The organism is Serratia sp. CY32780, assembly GCF_052169135.1.
Taxonomy (GTDB): Bacteria; Pseudomonadota; Gammaproteobacteria; order Enterobacterales; family Enterobacteriaceae; genus Serratia; species Serratia sarumanii.
This window is the reverse complement of record NZ_JBJNLI010000007.1, coordinates 49,867-71,236: the sequence shown is the minus strand read 5'-3', so window position 1 is coordinate 71,236 and position 21,370 is coordinate 49,867. Positions and strand designations below refer to the sequence as shown.

Annotated in this window: 16 protein-coding genes and 3 tRNA genes; 10 read left to right on the top strand and 9 right to left on the bottom strand. The window is 61.2% G+C overall.

Annotation, left to right across the window (positions count from 1 at the left end; translation table 11 throughout):
• The first annotated feature begins 137 nt into the window (after positions 1–137).
• Positions 138–1,391 (top strand): N-acetylmuramoyl-L-alanine amidase AmiC, encoded by a 1,254-nt coding sequence (gene amiC / locus ACJ8HH_RS21900; RefSeq protein WP_060437004.1) that lies wholly within the window; start codon positions 138–140, stop codon positions 1,389–1,391.
• Between the two features lie 90 nt (positions 1,392–1,481).
• On the opposite strand, the gene ACJ8HH_RS21895 is transcribed toward amiC, so the two are convergent.
• The 3 genes from ACJ8HH_RS21895 to ACJ8HH_RS21885 all read right to left on the bottom strand — a co-directional run bounded on the left by ACJ8HH_RS21895 (position 1,482) and on the right by ACJ8HH_RS21885 (position 1,834).
• A tRNA-Met gene (locus ACJ8HH_RS21895) sits at positions 1,482–1,558 on the bottom strand.
• A 64-nt stretch (positions 1,559–1,622) separates the two neighbouring features.
• Positions 1,623–1,699, bottom strand: a tRNA-Met gene (locus tag ACJ8HH_RS21890).
• A gap of 58 nt (positions 1,700–1,757) precedes the next feature.
• Positions 1,758–1,834: transfer RNA gene (locus tag ACJ8HH_RS21885), tRNA-Met, on the bottom strand.
• 216 nt (positions 1,835–2,050) lie between these two features.
• Here ACJ8HH_RS21885 and mltA point away from each other — a divergent pair.
• Both mltA and tcdA read left to right on the top strand, forming a co-directional pair.
• Positions 2,051–3,187 carry a murein transglycosylase A gene (gene mltA, locus ACJ8HH_RS21880; protein ID WP_033635751.1) on the top strand — a complete coding sequence of 379 codons (1,137 nt, stop codon included), beginning with the start codon at positions 2,051–2,053 and terminating at the stop codon, positions 3,185–3,187.
• Positions 3,188–3,271: 84 nt separating this feature from the next.
• The gene (gene tcdA, locus ACJ8HH_RS21875; RefSeq protein WP_004931886.1) at positions 3,272–4,078 is read left to right on the top strand and encodes a tRNA cyclic N6-threonylcarbamoyladenosine(37) synthase TcdA; all 807 of its coding nucleotides are present in this window, start codon (positions 3,272–3,274) and stop codon (positions 4,076–4,078) included.
• On the opposite strand, the gene csdE is transcribed toward tcdA, so the two are convergent.
• Both csdE and csdA read right to left on the bottom strand, forming a co-directional pair.
• Positions 4,069–4,503 (bottom strand): cysteine desulfurase sulfur acceptor subunit CsdE, encoded by a 435-nt coding sequence (csdE, locus tag ACJ8HH_RS21870; protein WP_033649797.1) that lies wholly within the window; start codon positions 4,501–4,503, stop codon positions 4,069–4,071. The genes tcdA and csdE overlap by 10 nt on opposite strands.
• Before the next feature lie 19 nt (positions 4,504–4,522).
• The gene (csdA, locus tag ACJ8HH_RS21865; protein ID WP_060437006.1) at positions 4,523–5,728 is read right to left on the bottom strand and encodes a cysteine desulfurase CsdA; all 1,206 of its coding nucleotides are present in this window, start codon (positions 5,726–5,728) and stop codon (positions 4,523–4,525) included.
• Positions 5,729–5,924: 196 nt separating this feature from the next.
• Between csdA and ACJ8HH_RS21860 the strand changes: the two genes are divergently transcribed.
• The 4 genes from ACJ8HH_RS21860 to rlmM all read left to right on the top strand — a co-directional run bounded on the left by ACJ8HH_RS21860 (position 5,925) and on the right by rlmM (position 8,995).
• Positions 5,925–6,149: a YgdI/YgdR family lipoprotein gene (locus tag ACJ8HH_RS21860; RefSeq protein ID WP_025304050.1), complete on the top strand. Its 225-nt coding sequence runs from the start codon at positions 5,925–5,927 to the stop codon at positions 6,147–6,149.
• A 385-nt stretch (positions 6,150–6,534) separates the two neighbouring features.
• Entirely contained in the window at positions 6,535–7,452 is a 918-nt protein-coding gene (locus ACJ8HH_RS21855) for a transcriptional regulator GcvA (RefSeq protein WP_025304049.1), read from the top strand.
• Between the two features lie 51 nt (positions 7,453–7,503).
• On the top strand, positions 7,504–7,899 hold the full coding sequence (locus ACJ8HH_RS21850) for a DUF423 domain-containing protein (RefSeq protein ID WP_004931896.1): 396 nt from the start codon (positions 7,504–7,506) through the stop codon (positions 7,897–7,899).
• Entirely contained in the window at positions 7,892–8,995 is a 1,104-nt protein-coding gene (gene rlmM / locus ACJ8HH_RS21845) for a 23S rRNA (cytidine(2498)-2'-O)-methyltransferase RlmM (RefSeq protein ID WP_033635748.1), read from the top strand. The genes ACJ8HH_RS21850 and rlmM overlap by 8 nt, the downstream gene beginning before the upstream one ends.
• Before the next feature lie 39 nt (positions 8,996–9,034).
• Here the strand turns inward: rlmM and xni are convergent, their stop codons facing one another.
• The 3 genes from xni to queF form a co-directional block, all read right to left on the bottom strand.
• The gene (xni, locus tag ACJ8HH_RS21840; RefSeq protein WP_033635747.1) at positions 9,035–9,793 is read right to left on the bottom strand and encodes a flap endonuclease Xni; all 759 of its coding nucleotides are present in this window, start codon (positions 9,791–9,793) and stop codon (positions 9,035–9,037) included.
• A 52-nt stretch (positions 9,794–9,845) separates the two neighbouring features.
• Positions 9,846–11,210 carry a nucleotide 5'-monophosphate nucleosidase PpnN gene (gene ppnN, locus ACJ8HH_RS21835; RefSeq protein ID WP_019455737.1) on the bottom strand — a complete coding sequence of 455 codons (1,365 nt, stop codon included), beginning with the start codon at positions 11,208–11,210 and terminating at the stop codon, positions 9,846–9,848.
• Positions 11,211–11,402: 192 nt separating this feature from the next.
• Complete coding sequence (queF, locus tag ACJ8HH_RS21830) at positions 11,403–12,248, bottom strand: NADPH-dependent 7-cyano-7-deazaguanine reductase QueF (RefSeq protein WP_033649800.1); 846 nt, start codon at positions 12,246–12,248, stop codon at positions 11,403–11,405.
• A gap of 63 nt (positions 12,249–12,311) precedes the next feature.
• Here queF and syd point away from each other — a divergent pair, with 63 nt between their 5' ends.
• Positions 12,312–12,860 carry a SecY-interacting protein gene (gene syd, locus ACJ8HH_RS21825; RefSeq protein ID WP_060388399.1) on the top strand — a complete coding sequence of 183 codons (549 nt, stop codon included), beginning with the start codon at positions 12,312–12,314 and terminating at the stop codon, positions 12,858–12,860.
• A 609-nt stretch (positions 12,861–13,469) separates the two neighbouring features.
• Here the strand turns inward: syd and ACJ8HH_RS21820 are convergent.
• Positions 13,470–14,708, bottom strand: coding sequence for an MFS transporter (locus ACJ8HH_RS21820; RefSeq protein ID WP_060388400.1), 1,239 nt, complete (start codon positions 14,706–14,708; stop codon positions 13,470–13,472).
• A gap of 178 nt (positions 14,709–14,886) precedes the next feature.
• Between ACJ8HH_RS21820 and ACJ8HH_RS21815 the strand changes: the two genes are divergently transcribed.
• The gene (locus tag ACJ8HH_RS21815) at positions 14,887–15,213 is read left to right on the top strand and encodes a YqcC family protein (protein WP_033654135.1); all 327 of its coding nucleotides are present in this window, start codon (positions 14,887–14,889) and stop codon (positions 15,211–15,213) included.
• Between the two features lie 146 nt (positions 15,214–15,359).
• Complete coding sequence (locus ACJ8HH_RS21810) at positions 15,360–21,335, top strand: alpha-2-macroglobulin family protein (protein WP_060452046.1); 5,976 nt, start codon at positions 15,360–15,362, stop codon at positions 21,333–21,335.
• Positions 21,336–21,370: the final 35 nt, after the last annotated feature.

The following is a 21,370-nucleotide window of genomic DNA, read 5'->3' as shown; positions in this document are numbered from 1 at the left end:
TAAATCGTTAATAAATTGAAAAACCATAAAAAGATTTTCTGATGACAGGGCTGGAATGATTGGTTAAAGTTTTCGGCATCCCCATTTTATTGATGTTTTTTTCATCTGTTGTAAACAGCTATTACTGCCGGAGCCGCATGCCAAACTCTAATCACAATCTGGGCCGCCGTCGTTTATTACAGGGGGTTGCCGCCAGCTGGTTGCTGAGTGTGAGTCGCACGGGCTTCGCCGCGTCATCGCACGTGATCGCCGTGCGCGTCTGGCCATCCTCCACCTATACCCGCGTCACGCTGGAATCCAACGTCGAGCTGAAATACAAGCAGTTTGCCCTGACCAATCCCGATCGTGTGGTGGTGGATATCGAAGGCGTCCAGCTCAACAGCGTGCTGAAAGGCATCGCCGGGCAGGTGCGCGCCGACGATCCGTATCTCAAGCAGGCGCGCGTCGGCCAGTTCGATCAGAATACCGTGAGGCTGGTGCTGGAGCTCAAGCAGAGCGTCAGCCCGCATATTTTCACGCTGGCGCCGGTGCCGGAGTATCGCAACCGTCTGGTGATGGATCTCTACCCGACCAAGGGCGGCGGCAGCGGCGAGGAGTATGATCCGCTGCTGGCGTTACTGGAAGATTACAACAAGGGCGATCTGGAGCGCACGCTGCCGCCGGAAGCGCCGCAGGCCGGCAAAGCGGGGCGCGATCGGCCGATCGTCATCATGCTGGATCCCGGCCACGGTGGTGAAGATCCCGGCGCTATCGGCAAGTACAAGACGCGCGAGAAAGACATCGTATTGCAGATTGCCCGCAAGCTGAGCGCCATGATTAAGCGCGAGCCGAACATGAAAGTATTCATGACGCGCAACGAAGACGTGTTTATCCCGCTCAAGGTGCGCGTCGCCAAGGCGCGCAAGCAGCGCGCGGATTTGTTCGTTTCGATTCACGCCGACGCCTTCACCAGCCGTGCCGCGCGCGGTTCATCGGTGTTCGCGTTGTCCACCAAGGGCGCCACCAGCTCGGCGGCCAAGTTCCTGGCGCAGACGCAAAACGCGTCGGACCAAATCGGCGGCGTCAGCAAGAGCGGCGACCGTTATCTAGACCATACCATGTTCGATCTGATCCAGACCGCGACCATCAACGACAGCCTGAAGTTCGGCAAGGAAGTGTTGAATCGGATGGGGAAAATCAACCGGTTGCACAAGAATCGCGTCGATCAGGCCGGTTTTGCGGTGTTGAAGGCGCCGGATATCCCGTCGATCCTGGTGGAGACGGCGTTTATCAGCAATATCGAAGAGGAGCGCAAGCTGCGCACCAGCCATTTCCAGCAGCAGGTGGCGGAGTCGATTCTGGCGGGCATCAAGGCTTATTTCGCCAACGGCGGCGCGCTGGCGAGCCGATAGAAGCAGGGCCGGGCGCGAGTCCGGCTAGTTTCGCGGATTGCAGATACAAAAAAACACCCGTCAGGGTGCTTGTCTGTTGTCATCAAGAGTTGGTTGCGGGGGCCGGATTTGAACCGACGACCTTCGGGTTATGAGCCCGACGAGCTACCAGGCTGCTCCACCCCGCGTCCGTCTTGGTGCTGTATTACTACGAACCACCGTGCATGTTATGCCGCTGGTACGACATTCGGTTGGTTGCGGGGGCCGGATTTGAACCGACGACCTTCGGGTTATGAGCCCGACGAGCTACCAGGCTGCTCCACCCCGCGTCCGTGTAATACTTTGTTATCGAAGCCAAACGCAAAATACCGCCGCTGCGGCATCGGTTGGTTGCGGGGGCCGGATTTGAACCGACGACCTTCGGGTTATGAGCCCGACGAGCTACCAGGCTGCTCCACCCCGCGTCCGATGGATGCGCACTATACTCTCCATGCGTTTTGTTGCAAACCCTTTTTGCATTTTATTGGCCTAAACCCGTTTTTCTGCTGAATTTGCCCGCAATTTGCCTTCTTTTTCATCACTATCCTCCGTGCGGCTTTTTTTATTTGCAGCGATTCCTTTATCAATGAGCGTTTGTTATCGTTCAGCCGGTAGATCATATCAGTTTGAGAGTGTGCGCGATGAAAGGACGTTGGGGCAAATACCTGCTGGGCGGGTTGATGGTGGCGGTGTTGGCGGGCTGTTCGTCCAAGCCGACCGATCGGGGTCAGCAATATAAAGACGGCCGTCTGGATCAGTCGCTGGAGCTGGTCAATCAGCCCAACGCCAAAGGTTCGCCGGTCAACGCCAAGGATTATTCGGATCAGCTGATGGAGATCAAGTACGCGTCGCCTTCGCTGTTCAACCGCAACAACGGCACCTATCAGGCGGTACAAAATTGGATGGCGTCCGGCGCTGACACGCGCATGTTGAGCCAGTATGGCCTCAGCGCTTACCAGATGGAAGGCGTCGACAATTACGGCAACGTGCAGTTTACCGGCTACTACACGCCGGTGGTGCAGGCGCGCTATACCCAACAGGGCGAGTTCCGCTATCCGCTGTACCGCATGCCGCCGAAGGGCAGGGGCCGCTTGCCGGATCGCGCGGGCATCTATTCCGGCGCGCTCGACGATCGCTATATCATCGCTTACACCAACTCGCTGATGGACAACTTCATGATGGAAGTCCAGGGCAGCGGCTATGTCGACTACGGCAACGGCCAGCCGCTGGTGTTCTTCGGCTACGGCGGCAAGAACGGCCACGCCTATCGCAGCATCGGCAAGGTGCTGATCGATCGCGGTGAAGTGGCCAAGGCGGACATGTCGATGCAGGCGATCCGTCAGTGGGCGGATACCCACAGCGCCGCAGAGGTGCGTGAGCTGCTGGAGCAAAACCCATCGTTCGTGTTCTTCCGCCCGGAAGCTTTTGCGCCGGTGAGAGGTGCCAGCGCGGTGCCGCTGATCGCCAAAGCCTCGGTGGCCTCCGATCGTTCGCTGATCCCGGCGGGCACCACGCTGCTGGCCGAAGTGCCGCTGCTGGACAACAAGGGTAAATTCACGGGAAAATACGAGATGCGTCTGATGGTCGCGCTCGACGTGGGCGGCGCCATCAAGGGCCAGCATTTTGACATGTATCAGGGCATCGGGCCGGAAGCCGGCCACTCGGCGGGGTACTACAACCACTATGGCCGCGTCTGGGTGCTGAAGAACAACGGCGGCGGTCAGCTGTTCAGCGCCAATCAGTCAAACGGCGGCGGTTCGTTGCTGGCCACCCGCTAAACGCATACGGCGTGAAAAGAGTGACCCGCAAGGGCCGGATTTTCCGGCCCTTATCATTTGCATTACGAAGGTAATTAAAGCGTTATGAGTACAGCTTATTCGGAAGCCTATCTGCAGCGTTTCGGCGGCACGGCGCGGTTGTACGGCCAGCAGGCGCTGGCGGTGTTCGCGCAGGCGCACGTCTGCGTGATCGGCATCGGCGGCGTGGGTTCCTGGGCGGCTGAGGCGCTGGCGCGCACCGGCATCGGCGCCATCACCCTGATCGACATGGATGATGTTTGCGTCACCAATACCAACCGCCAGATCCACGCGTTGCGCCAACACGTCGGGCAATCGAAAACCGAGGTGATGGCGGAGCGTATCCTGGCGATTAACCCGGAATGCCGGGTGACCTGCATCGACGATTTCATCACCCCGGACAACGTCGCCGAGCTGCTGGACCATAACTTCAGCTACGTCATCGACGCGATCGACAGCGTGCGGCCGAAGGCGGCGTTGCTGTCATACTGCCGCCGCTTCAAGATCCCGGTGGTGACCACCGGCGGCGCCGGCGGGCAGATTGACCCGACCAAGATCGAAGTGGCCGATCTGGCGAAAACCATCCAGGATCCGCTGGCCGCCAAGCTGCGCGAGCGGCTGAAGCACGATTTCAACGTGGTGAAAAACGGCAAGGGCAAGCTGGGCATCGACTGCGTCTTCTCCAGCGAGCCGTTGGTTTACCCGCAGCCGGACGGTTCGGTGTGCGCTTCACGCAGCACGGCGGAAGGGCCGAAAAGAATGGATTGCAGCGCGGGGTTCGGCGCGGCGACCATGGTCACCGCTACTTTCGGCTTCGTCGCCGTGTCGCACGCGCTGAAAAAGATGGTGGCGAAGGCGGCGCGTCAGGCGTAACGGGCGGCGATCGCCTTGACGGCGGCGGCCAACGCCGCCAGGCCGCCGGCGCGGGTGGCGCTCAGCTGGGCGCGCAGCGCTAACCGGTCGAACAGCGCCAGCGGATCCAATGCGGCGATCTGCTGCGGCGTTTTCCCTTCCACTTCGGTCAGCAACACCGCCAGCAGGCCGCGCACGATGCGGCCTTCGCTGTCGCCATAGAAGTGCAGCGTGCCGTCTTCCAGCAACTGGTGCCCCAACCAGACGCGGTTTTCACACCCGCTCAACGCCATTTCTTCACTGCGCAAGGCCTCCGGCAGCGGCGGCAGCCGTTTCGCGAGCATAATCAGCTGGCGGTAGCGATCTTCCCACTGTTTCAGCGTGCTGAAGGTGGCGATCAACGCCTCGGCGGTGACCTCTCGGCCAAAAGGATGGGGGGCGAGCATAGCGTCTCCGGGAATCAAGTCAGTCGGCCAGCAGATCGAGGGCGTGAGTCAACGCGCTGACCAGCGTATCGACGTCCTGTTGTGTATTGTAGGGGGCGAACGACGCGCGCAGCGTGCCGCTGACGCCCAACGCCGCCATCAGCGGCTGCGCGCAGTGCTGGCCGGCGCGCAGCGCAATGTCTTGCTCCGCCAGCAGGGTGACGATGTCGCTGTGGTGTACGCCGGCGATATCGAACGCCAGCAGGCTGGAGCCAGAGCTGCGGAAGCTGCGAAAGCCCGGCAGCTGTGCCAGCCGCTGTTCCGCCTGGTCCGCCAGCTCGCGGCTGTAGCGCTCCGCCGCCGCCATGTCCTGTTCGCTGAGCCAGGTGAGCGCCGCGGCCAACCCCAGCACGCCGGCGATGTTTGGCGTGCCGGCTTCGAAGCGGTGCGGCGGCTTTTGCGGGGCAAAGCCGTCGAACGATGCCTGGGTCAGCATCTTGCCGCCGCCTTGCCACGGCGCCATCTGCGCCAGCAGCTCGGCTTTGCCGTACAGCGCGCCGATGCCGGTCGGCCCATACAGCTTGTGGCCGGAGAAGGCGTAGAAATCGATGTCGAGCAGCTGTACGTCGGCCGGGCCGTGAACCACGCCCTGTGCGCCGTCGATCATCACGCGTGCGCCGGCGGCATGCGCCATCGCGATCGCCGGCGCCAGATCCGGGCAGCCGCCGGTGACGTTGGACATTTGCCCCAGCGCCAACAGGCGGGTGTTGTCGTTGAGCAGGGTGGGCAGCTGCGTCAAATCCGGCAACCGATCGGCGCCGATCGGCAGTTTCACCACCCGCGCGCCGGTTTGTTCCGCCACCATCAGCCAGGGGATCAGGTTGGCGTGGTGTTCCGCTTCGCTCACCAGGATTTCATCGCCCGGCTGCAGACGCGGACGCAGGTAGCTCTGCGCCACCAGGTTGATCGCTTCGGTGGTGCCGCGCGTCCAGACGATGTCGTCGGCCGACGGCGCATTGATCAGCTGCGCCACCTGGCCGCGCGCCTGCTCGAAGCGGGCGGTCAGATCCTGCGCCGCCCGATGCTGGCTGCGGTGCACGGTGGCGGCGTCATCGCGATAAAATTGCTGCGTGGCGTCGATCACCGCCTGCGGTTTTAACGCGGTGGCGGCGCTGTCCAGATAGATGCCGTCCTGCGCGAGCGCGGGAAACTGTTGGCGAAAAAGGCTGGGGTTAAAAGGCGTCATACCCTGATTGTCACTGGCTTGAGTCGATGGGGGATCCTGTCCTATTTTGCCGCCGGAGACAAGCGATCCTGCCTATTAGGACTTATCGCCTGGCAAAATTGGGAAAGTTTGTTATGCTATTAAATGTGCGCTTATTAATCGCATCTATACACATAAAAGGTATTTATCAGCATTTAAAACTAAAAAGGAGTCCTCAATGAAGAAAACAGCCGCAGTTCTCTCTGCCCTGATGCTTACGTTCACCCTGGCCGCCTGTTCCAGCAATTACGTGATGCATACCAATGACGGACGCACCATTGTCGCTGACGGCAAGCCAAAAGTGGACAACGATACCGGCATGATCAGCTATAAAGACGCCAACGGCGTCGAGCAGCAGATCAACCGCGCCGATGTGAAAGAGATGGTTGAAAGCAACCAGTAACCGTCAGGCAAAAAAAAGCACCGCAAGTTTTGCGGTGCTGCATAAAATCACTATGGACAGACAGGGTAAATGTACAGGAAGTGAAAAAACAGTAGCCTAGCTACCATGTCCGGAATCGCCGGACAATTTGCAAACACAACATCACAACCACAAGCCAAAAGTTCATCGGCGTCCTCGACACCCACTCCCTTTTCGTTCCGGCCCGGGAAGTGCCGCCACTATAGGTATTTGCTGGCGCATCCTCAACGGACAAATTATAATGGCTCGGATTAAAAAAACTAATGGCAATACGCCGTTAGCGTTTACCGATGGCTTGCCACACAAAGCCGCCCGATTTTCGGCGCCGAATCATTCGGATTAATGTTACACAAAAGTAGCTAATTTAATGTCTAAACGCTTACCTCCCCTCAATGCGCTGCGCGTGTTCGATGCGGCCGCTCGCCACCTGAGTTTCACCAAGGCGGCGGAAGAGTTGTTCGTGACCCAGGCCGCGGTGAGCCACCAGATCAAGTCGCTGGAGGACTTCCTCGGGCTGAAGCTGTTTCGCCGGCGTAACCGCTCGCTGCTGCTGACCGAAGAGGGGCAAAGTTACTACCTCGATATCAAGGAGATCTTCTCTTCGATCAACGAGGCGACGCGCAAGCTGCAGGCGCGTAGCGCCAAGGGGGCATTGACCGTCAGTTTGCCGCCGAGCTTCGCCATTCAGTGGCTGGTGCCGCGCCTGTCCGGCTTTAACTCAGCTTATCCGGGGATCGACGTGCGCATCCAGGCGGTGGATCGCGAAGAAGACAAGCTGGCGGACGACGTCGACGTGGCGATTTTCTACGGCCGCGGCAACTGGCCGGGGCTGCGCGCCGAGCGCCTGTATGCGGAATATCTGCTGCCGGTGTGTTCGCCGAGCCTGCTGACCGGCGATCATCCGCTGAAAACCGCAGAGGATCTGGCTTATCATACGCTGCTGCATGACGTTTCACGCCGCGACTGGCTGGCCTATACGCGCCAGCTGGGGTTGCAGCACATTAATGTGCAGCAGGGGCCGATCTTCAGCCATAGCGCGATGGTGGTGCAGGCGGCGGTGCACGGCCAGGGCGTGGCGCTGGTGAACAATGTGATGGCGCAAACCGAGATCGAAGCCGGTCGCCTGGTGTGCCCGTTCAACGATGTGCTGGTCAGTAAAAACGCTTTTTATCTGGTATGTCATGACAGCCAGGCAGAACTGGGTAAAATAGCCGCCTTCCGGCAGTGGATCCTGGCGCGCGCCGCCAGCGAACAAGAGAAGTTCCGCTTCCGCTACGAACAATAAGACCGGCCGCCGCCTTGCCGCGGCCGGTGATTTTAAATGGGATAAATCACGATGAGCAGCCGTTCCATGCTGGTTTTCGCCGCTATCAGCGGCTTTGTGTTTGTCGCGTTGGGCGCATTCGGCGCGCATGTATTAAGCGGCACGCTCGGCGCCAACGAAATGGCCTGGATCCGCACCGGGCTGGAGTATCAGGGGTTCCACACCCTGGCCATCCTGGCGCTGGCGGTCGCGATGCAGCGCCGCGTGAGCCTGTGGTTTTACTGGAGCGGAGCGCTGTTGGCGTTCGGCACCGTGTTGTTCAGCGGCAGCCTCTATTGCCTGGCGCTGTCGCACCTGAAGGTCTGGGTATACATCACGCCGGTTGGCGGCGTGTGCTTCCTGATCGGCTGGATATTGATGTTGATTGGCGCTTTGCGTCTGAGGAAAAAGGCCGAGCGCCATGAATAAGATTGCGTTGTACTGCCGCCCTGGCTTTGAAAAAGAGTGTGCGGCGGAGATCACCGACAAAGCCGCCCAGCGGGAGATTTTCGGTTTTGCGCGGGTAAAAGAGCACAGCGGTTACGTGCTGTTCGAATGCTATCAGCCGGACGATGCCGACCGCCTGGCGCGGGAAATTCCGTTCCGCGAACTGATTTTCGCCCGCCAGATGATCGTGGTGGGTGAGCTGCTGCGCGATCTGCCGCCGGAAGATCGGGTATCGCCGATCGTCGGCATGCTGATCGGCGTGGTTGACCGCGGCGGCGAGCTGCGGGTGGAAGTGCCGGACACCAACGAAAGCAAAGAGCTGATGAAGTTCTGCCGCAAGCTGACGGTGCCGCTGCGCGCCGCGATGCGCGAGCAGAAGGTGCTGATGGCGCGCGAGAACCCCACTCGCCCGGTGGTGCACGTGTTCTTCATCGCGCCGGGTTGTTGCTACGTCGGTTACTCCTACAGCAACAACAACTCGCCGTTCTACATGGGCATTCCGCGTCTGCGCTTCCCGGCCGATGCGCCGAGCCGTTCGACGCTGAAGCTGGAAGAAGCGTTCCACGTGTTCATCCCCGCCGACGAGTGGGACGAACGCCTGGCCAGCGGCATGCACGCGGTCGATCTGGGGGCCTGCCCGGGCGGCTGGACCTATCAGCTGGTGAAACGCAGCATGATGGTGCATTCGGTGGATAACGGCCCGATGGCGCCGAGCCTGATGGAAACCGGCCAGGTGACGCACCACCGCGCCGACGGCTTCAAGTTCGAGCCGAACAGCAGCAAGATCTACTGGCTGGTGTGCGACATGGTGGAGAAGCCGGCGAAGGTAACCAGCCTGATGATCCAGTGGTTGGTGAAAGGCTGGTGCCGCGAAGCGATTTTTAACCTCAAGCTGCCGATGAAAAAGCGCTACGAGGAAGTGTCGCAGAACCTGATGAGCATCCGCGAAGCGCTGGGCGCTGCCGGCGTCAGCGTCGAAGTGCATGCCAAGCAGCTGTATCACGACCGCGAAGAGATCACCGTACACGTGCGCCGCATGTGGTCGGCGGTGCCGGGTCGGCGCGACGAGCGCGATTAATCGCGTTAAGCCTGATGAAGGGCGCTGCTTGCAGCGCCCTTATGGTATCGGCAGGCGCAGCTGCTGCAGGTTGCCGTCCAGCGACAGATCGGTGCGCAGCGTGGCGACTTGTTTGCTGACGTAGGCCAGCTCGCGGTGCCGCTCTAGCTTGCCGCGCCATTTCTCCGGCACCTGTTCCAGCTGCTGATAGAGCCCATCCAGGCTGCCCGACTGCTGCAACAGCAGCACGGCGGTTTTCGGCCCGATACCGGCCACGCCGGGGATCTTGCTGCTGCCGATCCCCGCCAGCCCCCAATAGTCCGGCAGCTGCTGCGGCTGCACGCCGAATTCCTGTTGCACGAAAGGCATATCCAGCCAGCGTTTCTGGAAGTAATCGCGGATCTGCACGTTCGGCGCCAAAAGCTGGCAGTAGCCTTTGTCGGTGGAGACGATGGTCACCTGGTGGCCGCCGCCGGCGACCTTCGCCGCCAGCGTGGCCGCCAGATCGTCCGCCTCGTTGCCGGGAGAATGCCAGCTGGCGACGCCCAGTTCGGCGAAGGCCTCGCGCAGCTGCGGCATCTCCTGCTGCAGGTTTTCCGGCATCGGCGAACGCCCGGCCTTGTAGTCCGGCAGAATTTGGTGACGCCAGCTGTCGCGGCGATCGTCCTCGTCGAAGACCGCCACCGCGTGGGTCGGGCGGCTGTGCTGGATCAACTGCTGCAGCGCGTGGCGGCAGGCGTTGACACAAGGGGAACCCTGCACGGCGTGAATGCGGCGGATGAGGTTCAGGGCGTCGACAATCAGTAGGTGTATCATCATGGGCGGCAAGGTCAAAAAACGGGGCGGCCGTTACGCCGCCCGGGATTGAGGGTCAGGCGACGATTTCGTAGCAGGGCACATAGGCGCTGCCCGGCAGCTTCATGCGGTGCTGGGCGACAAAGCCCTGCAGCAGGCTGTCCATCTGTTTCATCATCTGCGGCTCGCCGTGCAGCTTGTACGGGCCGAACTGCTCGATGGCGTGGATGCCGTTTTCCTTCACGTTGCCGGCCACGATGCCGGAGAACGCGCGGCGCAGCGCGGCGGCCAATTGCTCCGGCGGCTGGTTCGGATACAGGTTGAGGTTCGCCATGTTCTCATGGGTCGGCTCGAACGGCAGCTGCAGATCCGGCGCGATGCGGATCGACCAGTTGAAGCTGTAGGCGTCGCCGGTGTTGCGGCGGTTTTCCTTCACCAGCGGCATGGCTTTCTTCATCTGCCGCGCCACTTCCGCCGGATCGTCGATGATGATGGTGTAGTGACGGCGCGCGGCATCGCCCAGCGTGTTCATGATGAACTCGTCCAGCACGCGGAAGTAATCGGCGCTCTCTTTCGGCCCGGTCAGGATCAGCGGCAGCACCTGTTCGCTGTTCTCCGGGTTCATCAGGATACCCAGCAGGTACAGCAGCTCTTCGGCGGTGCCGACGCCGCCCGGGAAGATGATGATGCCGTGCGCGATGCGCACGAAGGCTTCCAGGCGCTTTTCGATGTCCGGCATGATCACCAGCTCGTTCACCAGCGGGTTTGGCGGCTCGGCGGCGATGATCGACGGCTCGGTCATGCCGATGAAGCGGCTGTTGCGGTAACGCTGCTGCGCGTGACCGACCGCCGCGCCTTTCATCGGCGCTTCCATCGCGCCCGGCCCGCAGCCGGTGCAGATGTTCAGCTCGCGCAGGCCCAGCTGGCTGCCGACCTTGCGCGCGTACAGGTATTCGTTCTCGTTGATCGAGTGGCCGCCCCAGCACACCACCATATTGGGATCTTCATCCAGATGCAGCGTGCGTGCATTGCGCAGGATCGAGAACACCAGGTTGGTGATGTGGGCCGAGTTTTCCAGGTTAAGGTGCTGGAAACGGCCGGCGCTGGCGATTTGGCCGTGCACGAACAGGATGTCGCGTAGTACGGCGAACAGGTTGGCCTGCAGCGAGCGGATGATGCGGCCGTCGACGAACGCCTCTTCCGGCGGGTTGACCAGCTCCAGCTTCACCCCGCGTTCGCGGCGCAGCACGTTGATGTCGAAGGTTTCATAGCGTGACAGCAGCTGTTTGCTGTTGTCGGTTTGACTGCCGGAGTTCAACACGGCCAGCGAACAGTTGCGGAACAGGCGGTACAGGTCGCTGCTGGCGGTGCGCTTCAGCATGTCTACTTCCAGCTGCGACAATAAATCCATAGAGCCAAGCGGGCTGATGTGTGTAATCAAGGTAACTCCTTTGCACCCGGTGCGGGGCGGTAGTAATCCATACGCAGCAAAACAGCATCTCGTTATGGTTGGCGTGCTGCGGCGCAGCGGGCGCTCCGCCCGGCCGCAGCCTCGTTTTAACCTTACCGCCGTCCCTGCGCTTTTACCAACATAAACCGCTCGTTAGCTCAGTTGTTGAGCAATGTTTCGCACTTATTGGCGCGCCAGGCGGCCGCGCTCGGGGGCGAATTCGACGTTGCTGCGCCACGGGTTGATATCCAGCCCGCCGCGGCGGGTGTAGCGGGCGTAAACCGTCAGGCTTTGCGGCCGGCAGTAGCGCATCAAATCGTTAAAGATGCGCTCGACGCACTGCTCGTGGAATTCGTTGTGGTGGCGGAAGGAGACCAGGTAGCGCAGCAGCGCTTCGCGATCGATCTTGCCGCCGCGGTAGCTTATCTGCACCGAGCCCCAGTCTGGTTGATGGGTGATCAGGCAGTTGGACTTCAGCAGGTGGCTGACCAATTGCTCTTCCACCACCTCTTCACCGGCGGCGTTCAGCAGGTAGTCGGCGTTGAACTCATAATTGTCGATGCGGATATCCTGCTGATCGATGCAGTCGCCGGCCAGGCGGGCGATCGGCGTGCCTTCCAACTGCTCGACGCTGAACAGGGTGACGCTCACCTCGCCCTGGGCGCAGGCGGACAGATCGCGCTGCAGCGTGCTGCGCACCGTTTCCCAATCGGCGAACGGGGTTTGGTTGAAGCTGTTGAGATACAGCTTGAAGCTTTTCGATTCGATCAGGTTCAGGCTGTCGGCGTTGAGGCTGATTTCACCGACCGCCACCTGCGGCAGCCCGTTGGCGTTCAGCCAGGAGAGCTCGTACAGCGTCCAGATGTCCGCGCCGTGGAAGGGGAGGTTATCGGGGTACAGCCCCAGCGGCTCGCGGTTCATGCTGCGCGGCACCGCCTGCAGCAGCGAGGCGTCGTAGCGATCGCGGTAGGCGGTGGGTTTGCCCAGCGTCAGCCCCGACAGGGCCTGGTGGTCTTGATATGAGGACATCTGCTGTCACCTTGGTCAGAGATAGGTACAATGGCCGTCAGTTTAACGTATGCGGGAAAGAATATGGACCATGATGTATCGCACGCTCTGCGTGAATTCACTCAACGCTATGTCGAGTTGTGGCAGCAAGAGCGCGGCCACGCGCCGGCCAGCCAGGCGCTGTACGGCGTGCCGTCGCCCTGCATCGTGGAGAACCGCGAGGACGAAGTGTTGTGGTTGCCACAGCCTTTCGAACCGGCGGCGACGTTGGAAAAGGTAGAAGCCGCGCTGGAGCTGCGTTTGCAGTCGGACGCGCACCGTTTCTACACGCAGCAATACGCCGGCGACATGAGCGCGCAGTTCGGCGAGCATCGTCTGAGCCTGCTGCAGGTCTGGAGCGAAGAGGATTTTATCCGCCTGCAGGAGAACCTGATCGGCCATCTGGTGACGCAAAAGCGCCTCAAGCTGCCGCCAACGCTGTTCCTGGCGACCACCGAATCCGAGATGACGATGGTGTCGTTGTGCAACGTCAGCGGCAACGTGGTGCTGGAACAGTTCGGCAGCGATAAGCGTACCCTGCTGGCGGCGACGCTGGGGAATTTCCTCGATGCGCTGCGCCCGGTGCTGGACTGAATGGCGACGGATTCGCCGTCGCCCGTGTGCGAGATCTCTCACACGGGCTGTGAGAGATCGCTCTTAATTTTTCCCGCCTTTCTCCAGGCGATGAGATTATTGTTATCCAGATCAATTGGTTAGAATTTCTTTAGGATAACTCTTAGGCTTAATTTAGTGTGAGACACCTCCCAAACCCTTGTGATTCCGGGGAATTTAAGCGATCTTATCGTTACCGGAACGGAACCGGCGGAGCAGGAAAGCATCAGGATGATGCAGCTTCAGGAAGAAGAAAGGGATGCGCTCAGGCAAGAGCGAAGGATGGCGTCAGGAGATGCCCAGGATGTTTCAGGATAGAAACCAGGGACACCTCCAGGACGGAGATTGAGAGCCGGCACAGGACTGTCGGCGGGTCAGGAAGGCTGAGGAACCGCGTCAGGACGATGCTGCAGGATGATGCAAGGATCGCTTGGTCAGGATGGCCGCAGGAAAAGTTTTCAAGGATTGAGCAGGGAGCACGCTGTGTAGCGGGATAGCTATAAAACGAACCGGGGGCACTGTTAACGCAGTGCCCCCAACTTTTGTTCTATTCCGCCGCGCGTGCGGCCCTGCCTTAATCCCTCTTCAGCGTTAACCAATCGCGCCCAGCGTATCGCCTGCGCCCTGTTTTTTCGGCAGCAGGAACAGCGTGGCGTAGATATCCAGCAGGTAAATTGCCGCCAGCAGGCTGATGGCCGCGGTAAACGACACCTGCGTCACCAGCGCACCGATTACCAATGGCCCCAGGCCGCCGACGCCGCGCCCCAGATTGAACAGGATGTTCTGCGCGGTGGCGCGTGCCTGCACCGGGTAGGTATCGGAAATTAACGCGCCGTAGCCGCCGATCATGCCGTTGACGAACATGCCCATCACGGCACCGGCGAACAGCATCAGCGTCGGGTCGCTCAACTGGGCGTAACCGATCACCATCACCACGGCGCCGACCTGATACAGCACGAAGATCTTCCAGCGGGGAAAGCGGTCGGCCAGTACGCCAAACAGCCAGATGCCGAACGTCATGCCGACCACCGTCACCGCCGTCCACAGGCCGGACTTGGTGAGCGAGAAGCCGAAGTTTTTCGCCAGGTAAGTCGGCATCCAGATCATCAGGCCGTAGTAACCGAAGTTCTGCACCGAACAGAGAATGAAGATGCCGATGCTGGCCTTGCTGGTGGCGGGATCCTTAAACAGCAGGCGCAAACGCTGCAGGAAGGAGAGCGATTGCCCAGCGTCTTTCTGCCGCACGAATTCCTCCGGTTCACCCAGAGTGCGGCGGATCAGGAATGACGCCAGCGCCGGCAGCAGGCCGACCAAAAACATGCCGCGCCAGCCGATGTGTTCCAGCAGCAGCGGCGTCAGGAAGGCGGCCGCCAGCACGCCCAGTTGCCAGCCCATGCCGACGTAAGCCGAAGCGCGGTTGCGCTTCTCCGCCGGCCAGGCTTCGGCGATCAGCGCCATGCCGATACCGAACTCGCCGCCCAGCCCGATGCCCGCCAGGGTGCGATAGGCCAGCAGATCCCAATATCCTTGCGCCACGGCGCACAGGCCGGTGAACAGGGAAAACATCAGGATGGTGATCGTGAGCACCCGGATTCGGCCGAAGCGATCGCTGAGGTGGCCGAAGATCACGCCGCCCAGCACCGCGCCGATCAGCGTCCAGGTGACCAGCGAACCGGCGGCCGATGAGGTTAATCCTAATTCGCTGCTGATGGCCGGCAGCATAAAGCCGAGGATCAGCAGGTCAAACCCGTCCATGGCGTAACCGGTGACTGAAGCCAGCATGGCCTTACCGGGCGTCGCGTGGTTTTTTTTCTCTGTTATTACGGACATGAATCTTTATCTGTGTGGTGAACTCGGTGGGCCTATTGTGCCGCGCGGCGGCGGACGCCACCAGATAAAAACGGCGGGCTGTCTCAGACGCGCCGAATTTGGGCTATAAAAATGCTATGCTTTGCCGCCTTTCAGCCAGCGCGCTGAATACCATGATGAAAAGAGATCGGGAATGCAGATGAGTATACATAACCAGGTGCGCCGCAGTTTGCAGGCGATTGAACAATCCATGCGCGATCTGGCGCTGTGGCAGGCCGCGCCGCCTGATCATGAGGCCTTCTCCAGCACCGAGCCGTTCTGCATCGACAGCATGTCGGCCGAAGCCTGGCTGCAGTGGGTGTTCTTGCCGCGTATGTATGCGTTGCTGGACGCCGAAGCGCCGCTGCCGACGCGTTTCGCCATTACGCCTTATTTCGAAGAGGCGTTGAAAGATCGTGAACCGAGCAGCCTGCCGCTGCTGGTGCTGCTGCAACAGCTGGATTTGATGTTGAATAAAGCGCCGTAATTCGCCGGCGGCGCGCAGATTTTTGCCGCCCGGCAGTGTAGAGTACTCGCGCGGATGCCGGGCAGGAGAGCCGAAGGCGTCTTTCGGCTCGGTTGAACCGCGGCGGTTGACCGGGGGCTGCATTAGGATGATGAGGTGCTGCAATAATGGATTTATTAAGGTTTATCCTGCGTTTGCCTTTTACCCTGGTTAAGGGCGTTTGCCGCCTGCTGGGCGGGATTTTGTCGCTGTTGGGGCGGTTGCTGAGACCGCTGGTCGGCAACCTCAGCTGGCGTGCGCCGGCCTGGTGGGCTGCGCTGCCGCGCGGTTTTTTGCGGCTCGAAAGCGGCGTAGATAAACACCCGAAAGCGATCGGTTTGGGCTTGCTGCTGCTGGCGGGCGCCACAGGCGGCGCGTTTTACGGCTGGCACTGGTGGCAAAACCGCCCCCAGCCCATCGAACCGGCGCCAATGGCGGTTCAGGAGATCAGCGCCGAGTTGGCCAACCCCGAGCCGATAGACTACGCCGCCGCCCGGCAGGCGCCGCAAACGGTGAGCCTGACCTTCAGCGGCTCGGCCGCGGCAATAAGCGCGGTGGGTAAAACCGTGAGCGCCGGCATCATCCTCAAACCGGCTGCAGAAGGGCAGTGGGCGTGGCGCAATGAGTCGACGCTGGTGTTCACGCCGAAAAAACCGCTGCCGATGGGCGCGAAATATGACGTAACCCTCGAGCCCGCCACCTTGCTGGCGCCGCAGGTCAAGCTCGCCAAAACCCGCTATGCCTTCACCGTGCCCGCGTTCGATTACCGCCTGGGGCAGGCCGAGTATTACCGCGATCCGCAAGATGCGCAGAAACGCAGCGCGATTTTCAATTTGCAGTTCAATGCGCCGGTCGACGTCGCCAGCTTTGAAAAACAGATTTCGCTGGGATTGAAGGAGGGCAGCGCTTCCTCCGAGAAAAAGCTGAACTTCTCCCTGGTCTATGACGAGAAAAAACTGAACGCCTGGGTGCATTCCGAGCCGCTGCAGGCGCTGGATCAGGGCGGTGCTGTGCATCTGACCGTCGGCAAAGGCGTTAAATCGACGGCGGCCGGCAATGCGGTCGAAGAGGCGAAAAGCAACTGGGTCAAAGTACCGACGCTGTACAGCCTGGCGCTGAGCGACGCCAGCGCCCAGGTGGTGGATACCGACGGCGGCCAAGGGCAGCGTGCGCTGGTGGTCGGCTTCAGCGATGCGGTGAAGGATAAAGAGCTGGCGCGGGCCACCAAAGCCTGGCTGCTGCCGCAGCACGATCCGAGCGATGCCGAGACCGCCAACGATGCTGAAGATTTCTATCAATGGACGGTCGACAGCGTCGGTAAAAACGTGCTGGCGCAGGCGACGACATTGCCATTGACGCTTAACGAGGCGGAAGAGGCCTACCAGCCGCAGTTCAGCTTCCGCTTTGAAGCTCCGGCGCACCGCTTCGTGCTGATCGAGATAGACAACCAGCTGGTCTCCGTCGGCGGTTACAAAATGCCGAAGAAGGTTTATCGAGTGGTCGAAGTGCCGGAGTTCCCGAAATCGCTGCAGTTCATGTCCGCAGGCTCGCTGCTGTCGGTCAACGGCGACAAACAGATCAGCGTGGCGGCGCGCAACGTGGCGGGCCTGCGGCTGGACATCAAGCGGGTGATCCCGAGTCAGCTGCAGCACATCGTCTCCTTCAAAAGCCGGGAATACTCGTCAACGGAATTCAACCGGCTCAACGATGAGTATTTCACCGAGCATTTCAAATACCAGACGGCGCTCAACAACGAGCGGCCGGGGGAAGTGAACTATCAGGGCATCGATCTCTCCCGCTATCTCTCCACCAACGCCAGTTCCCATCGCGGAGTATTCCTGCTGACGCTGTCCGAATGGCAGCCGAACCGGAAACCGGCGGCGGAAGAGGCGGGCGCCGAGCCAGAACAGGAACCGGACGAGAGCACCGGGGAAGATCAGCCCGACGTCGGCGATTCGCGCTTTGTGGTGGTGACCGATCTGGGCATCGTCGCCAAGAGCTCGCAGGATAAGACGCGCGACGTCTTTGTGCAGTCGATTCAAAGCGGCGCGCCGGTCAGCGGCGCCAACGTGTCGGTGGTGGCCAAAAATGGCGTGACGCTGCTCAGCCAAACCACCGGGGCCGACGGCCACGTGCGTTTCCCGGCGCTCGACGTGTACACCAACGAGCGCCAGCCGGTGATGTTCCTGGTGGAAAAGGAGGGGGATGTCTCCTTCCTGCCGACCGGCAGCTATAACGATCGCGGGCTGGACTTCTCGCGCTTCGACGTCGCCGGTGAACAAACGCCGACCGATCCGCGCACGCTCAGCAGTTACCTGTTCTCCGATCGCGGCGTTTATCGGCCGGGGGATACCTTTAACATCGGCCTGATCACCCGCGCCGCCGACTGGGGCGTTGGCCTGGCCGGCGTGCCGGTGCGCGCCGAAATCCGCGATCCGCGCGACAAGCTGATGACCACCGTGCCGCTGACGCTGGGCGCCAGCGGTTTCAATGAGCTGAGCTATACCACCGATGAAAACTCGCCTACCGGCGAGTGGAACGTCTATCTGTATCTGATCGGCAAAAACAACGATACCTCCACGCTGCTCGGCCATACCGCGGTCAATGTGAAGGAGTTCGAACCGGATCAGCTGAAAGTGAAGCTGGCGCTGACGCCGAACCGTCAGCAAGGCTGGGTCAAACCGTCCGAGCTGAAGGCCAGCATCAATGTGCAGAACCTGTTCGGCACTCCGGCGCAGGATCGCCGCGTGAGCACCAGGCTGACGCTGCGGCCGATGTATCCGAGCTTCGATCGCTTCCCGGATTATGCGTTCTATGAAAATCGGCAAAACAGCGACGGGTTCGAAACCGAGCTGGAAGATCGCACCACCGATGAGCACGGCGCGGCCGATATCCCGCTCGATCTGAAATCCTACGCCGACGCCACTTATCAGCTGCAGCTGCTGTCGGAGGCGTTCGTCGCCGGCGGCGGGCGCTCGGTGGCGGCGACCGCCCGCACGCTGGTTTCGCCTTACGATTACCTGATCGGGGTGAAGGCGGACGGCGATCTGGGCTACATCAACCGCGACGCGGAGCGGCATCTGAACGTGATCGCCATCGATCCGAATCTGCAACAGATCGCCCTGCCGAATCTGAAGCAGGTATTGATCGAGCAGAAATACATTTCGGTGCTGACCAAACAGGATTCGGGCGTTTACAAATACCAGTCGAAGATGAAGGAAGTGCAGCTGTCGGAACAGCCGCTGGCGCTGAGCGGGCAGGGCGCGGATCTGCGGCTGGCGACCGATAAGCCGGGCGACTTCGTGCTGGTGATTGAAGATGCGCAGGGCAAAACGCTCAACCGCGTCGCCTACAGCGTGGCCGGCAACGCCAACCTGAGCCGTTCGCTGGATCGCAACGCCGAACTGAAGCTGAAACTGAACCAGGCGGAATACCAGCCGGGCGAAGAGATCGAGGTGGCGATCAACGCGCCTTATACCGGCAGCGGCTTGATCACCATCGAGAAGGACAGGGTTTACGCCTGGCAGTGGTTCCACACCGACACCACCAGCTCGGTGCAGAAGATCCGCGTGCCGGCCGGCATGGAGGGCAACGGCTACATCAACGTGCAGTTCATGCGCGATATCAACTCCAGCGAGATCTTCATGAGCCCGCTGAGCTATGGCGTGATGCCGTTCAAGATCAGCACCAAGGCGCGGCAAAACAGCCTCGAGGTGACGGCGCCGGAGGTCATCAAGCCGGGTGAAAACCTGACGATGACCGTCAAGACCGACGCGCCGCAGCAGGTGGCGCTGTTCGCCGTCGATGAGGGCATTCTGCAGGTGGCGCGCTACCGCCTGAAGGATCCGCTGGAGTTCTTCTTCAGCAAGCGCGAACTGAACGTGAGCAGCTCGCAGATCCTCGATCTGATCCTGCCGGAGTTCAGCAAGCTGATGGCGCTGACCGCGGCGCCGGGCGGCGATGCGGGCGAGGGGCTGGATCTCAACCTCAACCCGTTCAAGCGCAAGCGCGACAAGCCGGTGGCCTATTGGTCCGGCATTACCGAGGTCAGCGGCGAGAAGCAGTTCGTTTACCCGGTGCCGGACTACTTCAACGGCAAGATCCGCGTGATGGCGATTTCGGTGACCCCGGAGAAAATCGGCAAGGCGCAAACCGCCGCCACGGTGCGCGACAATTTCATCATGACGCCGAACGTGCCGGCGATGGTGGCGCCGGGCGACGAGTTCGACGTCAGCGTGGGCGTCAGCAACAACCTCGACGGGCTGAACGGTCAGTCGGTGGCTATCAATGTCCTACTGACGCCGCCGCAGCAGTTGGAGGTGGTGGGCAACGCGACGCAAAGCCTGACGCTGGCGGAAAAACGCGAAGGCGTGATCGCTTTCCGCCTGCGCGCCAAAGCCGTGCTGGGCGATGCGCCGCTGGTGTTCGACGCCCGTTACGGCGACCAGGCCAGCCGCCGCACTGTCAGCACCTCGGTGCGGCCGGCGGCGCCGTACCGTACCCAGTCGGTGATGGGGCGCATGAGCGGCGGCAGTCAGAACGTCGATGGCCTGCGCCAGATGTTTGACGCTTTCGCGCAGCGCCGGGCGGCGGTGTCGAATTCGCCGCTGGTGCTGACCAGCGGGCTGGCGCAATACCTGGCGGATTACCCGTATTACTGTTCCGAGCAGATCGTCAGCCGCTCAATTCCGCTGATGCTGCAGAGCCGCCACCCCGAGATGAAAAGCAGCCTGAGCCAGGCGGAAGTCAGCAAGCAGCTGCGCAACCTGCTTGGCGTGCTGCGCGCGCGCCAGAACGACAGCGGAGCGATCGGCGCCTGGCGTTCGTCGCCGGATGCCGATCCTTTCGTCACGCCTTATGTGGTGCAGTATTTGCTCGAAGCCAAAGCGGCGGGCTACGCCCTGCCGGAAGGCATGCTGGACGAGGCCAACGGCGCATTGCGCGAGCTGGCGGCCAGCGGATTCGACGATCTGTATCTGCTGCGCCTGCGCAGCTGGGCGGTTTACCTGCTGACGCTGCAGGGTGAAGTGACCACCAACTCGCTGGCGGCGGTGCAGGATACGCTGCAAAAACGCTATGGCGAAGGGTGGAAAACCGATCTGAGCGCGCTGTATCTGGCTTCTTCCTATCGGTTGTTGAAGATGGACGACGAAGCCGCCGCGCTGTTGCAACCGAGCTGGCAGCAGCTGAGCAAGGCGTATGACAGCGCCTGGTGGACGCAGAACTATTTCGATCCGCTGGTGCAGGATGCGACGCGGCTGTATCTGATTACCCGTCACTTCCCGGAGAAGGTGGCGTCGATCCCGCCGCAGGTGCTGGAGAATATGGTCAAGGCGCTGAAAGAAGAGCGTTATACCACCTACTCCTCCGCGATGAGCATTCTGGCGCTGGAAAGCTATTCGGCCCAGGTGGCGGCGCAATCCGCCAATGCGGATGCATTGGGCATCGTGCAGGTAGGCAAAAGCGGCGGCGAGCCGCAGCGCATCAGTGAGCTGCAGGGGTTGTTCGTTCAGGGGCAGTTCAACGCCGATGCCACCGCGGTGCGCTTCACCAACGGCGGCAATGCGCCGGCCTGGTATGTGGTGACGCAGGCCGGTTACGACCTGAATGCGCCGCAAAAAGCGCTGTCGCGCGGCATTGAGATCGTCCGCGATTACACCGACGAACAGGGCAAGCCGGTGACGCAGGTGACGCTGGGGCAGAAGATCAACGTCCATCTGAAGGTGCGCGCCAACTCGAAAGAGGGGCAGAGCAACCTGGCGATCGTCGATCTGCTGCCGGGCGGGTTCGAAGTGGTGCAGCAAACGCCGCCGGAACCGGCCGATGGCGGCGAGGAGAGCGAAGACCGCGGCGGTTGGCAGTCGCCGCTGGCCGCCACCGGCTCCACCTGGGCGCCGGATTACAGCGATATCCGTGAAGATCGGGTGATTATCTACGGCAGCGCCGGCACCGAGGTGCAGGAGTTCGTCTATCAGATCAAGGCCACCAATACCGGCAGCTTTATTGTTCCACCGGCCTACGGCGAAGCCATGTACGATCGTGAAGTACAGGCGATGTCGGCCGGCGGCGGCAAGCTGGTGGTGGTGCCGGCGGGCAACGACTAGGCCGGCTCCGGCGCCAGGCCAGCGTCTGGCGCCGG

Bases quoted from the DNA above. Each gene is read 5' to 3' on its own strand.
- amiC (WP_060437004.1), top strand. From the start codon at position 138: ATGCCAAACTCTAATCACAATCTGGGCCGCCGTCGTTTATTACAGGGG.
- mltA (WP_033635751.1), top strand. From the start codon at position 2,051: ATGAAAGGACGTTGGGGCAAATACCTGCTGGGCGGGTTGATGGTGGCG.
- tcdA (WP_004931886.1), top strand. From the start codon at position 3,272: ATGAGTACAGCTTATTCGGAAGCCTATCTGCAGCGTTTCGGCGGCACG.
- csdE (WP_033649797.1), bottom strand. From the start codon at position 4,503: ATGCTCGCCCCCCATCCTTTTGGCCGAGAGGTCACCGCCGAGGCGTTG.
- csdA (WP_060437006.1), bottom strand. From the start codon at position 5,728: ATGACGCCTTTTAACCCCAGCCTTTTTCGCCAACAGTTTCCCGCGCTC.
- ACJ8HH_RS21860 (WP_025304050.1), top strand. From the start codon at position 5,925: ATGAAGAAAACAGCCGCAGTTCTCTCTGCCCTGATGCTTACGTTCACC.
- ACJ8HH_RS21855 (WP_025304049.1), top strand. From the start codon at position 6,535: ATGTCTAAACGCTTACCTCCCCTCAATGCGCTGCGCGTGTTCGATGCG.
- ACJ8HH_RS21850 (WP_004931896.1), top strand. From the start codon at position 7,504: ATGAGCAGCCGTTCCATGCTGGTTTTCGCCGCTATCAGCGGCTTTGTG.
- rlmM (WP_033635748.1), top strand. From the start codon at position 7,892: ATGAATAAGATTGCGTTGTACTGCCGCCCTGGCTTTGAAAAAGAGTGT.
- xni (WP_033635747.1), bottom strand. From the start codon at position 9,793: ATGATGATACACCTACTGATTGTCGACGCCCTGAACCTCATCCGCCGC.
- queF (WP_033649800.1), bottom strand. From the start codon at position 12,248: ATGTCCTCATATCAAGACCACCAGGCCCTGTCGGGGCTGACGCTGGGC.
- syd (WP_060388399.1), top strand. From the start codon at position 12,312: ATGGACCATGATGTATCGCACGCTCTGCGTGAATTCACTCAACGCTAT.
- ACJ8HH_RS21820 (WP_060388400.1), bottom strand. From the start codon at position 14,708: ATGTCCGTAATAACAGAGAAAAAAAACCACGCGACGCCCGGTAAGGCC.
- ACJ8HH_RS21815 (WP_033654135.1), top strand. From the start codon at position 14,887: ATGAGTATACATAACCAGGTGCGCCGCAGTTTGCAGGCGATTGAACAA.
- ACJ8HH_RS21810 (WP_060452046.1), top strand. From the start codon at position 15,360: ATGGATTTATTAAGGTTTATCCTGCGTTTGCCTTTTACCCTGGTTAAG.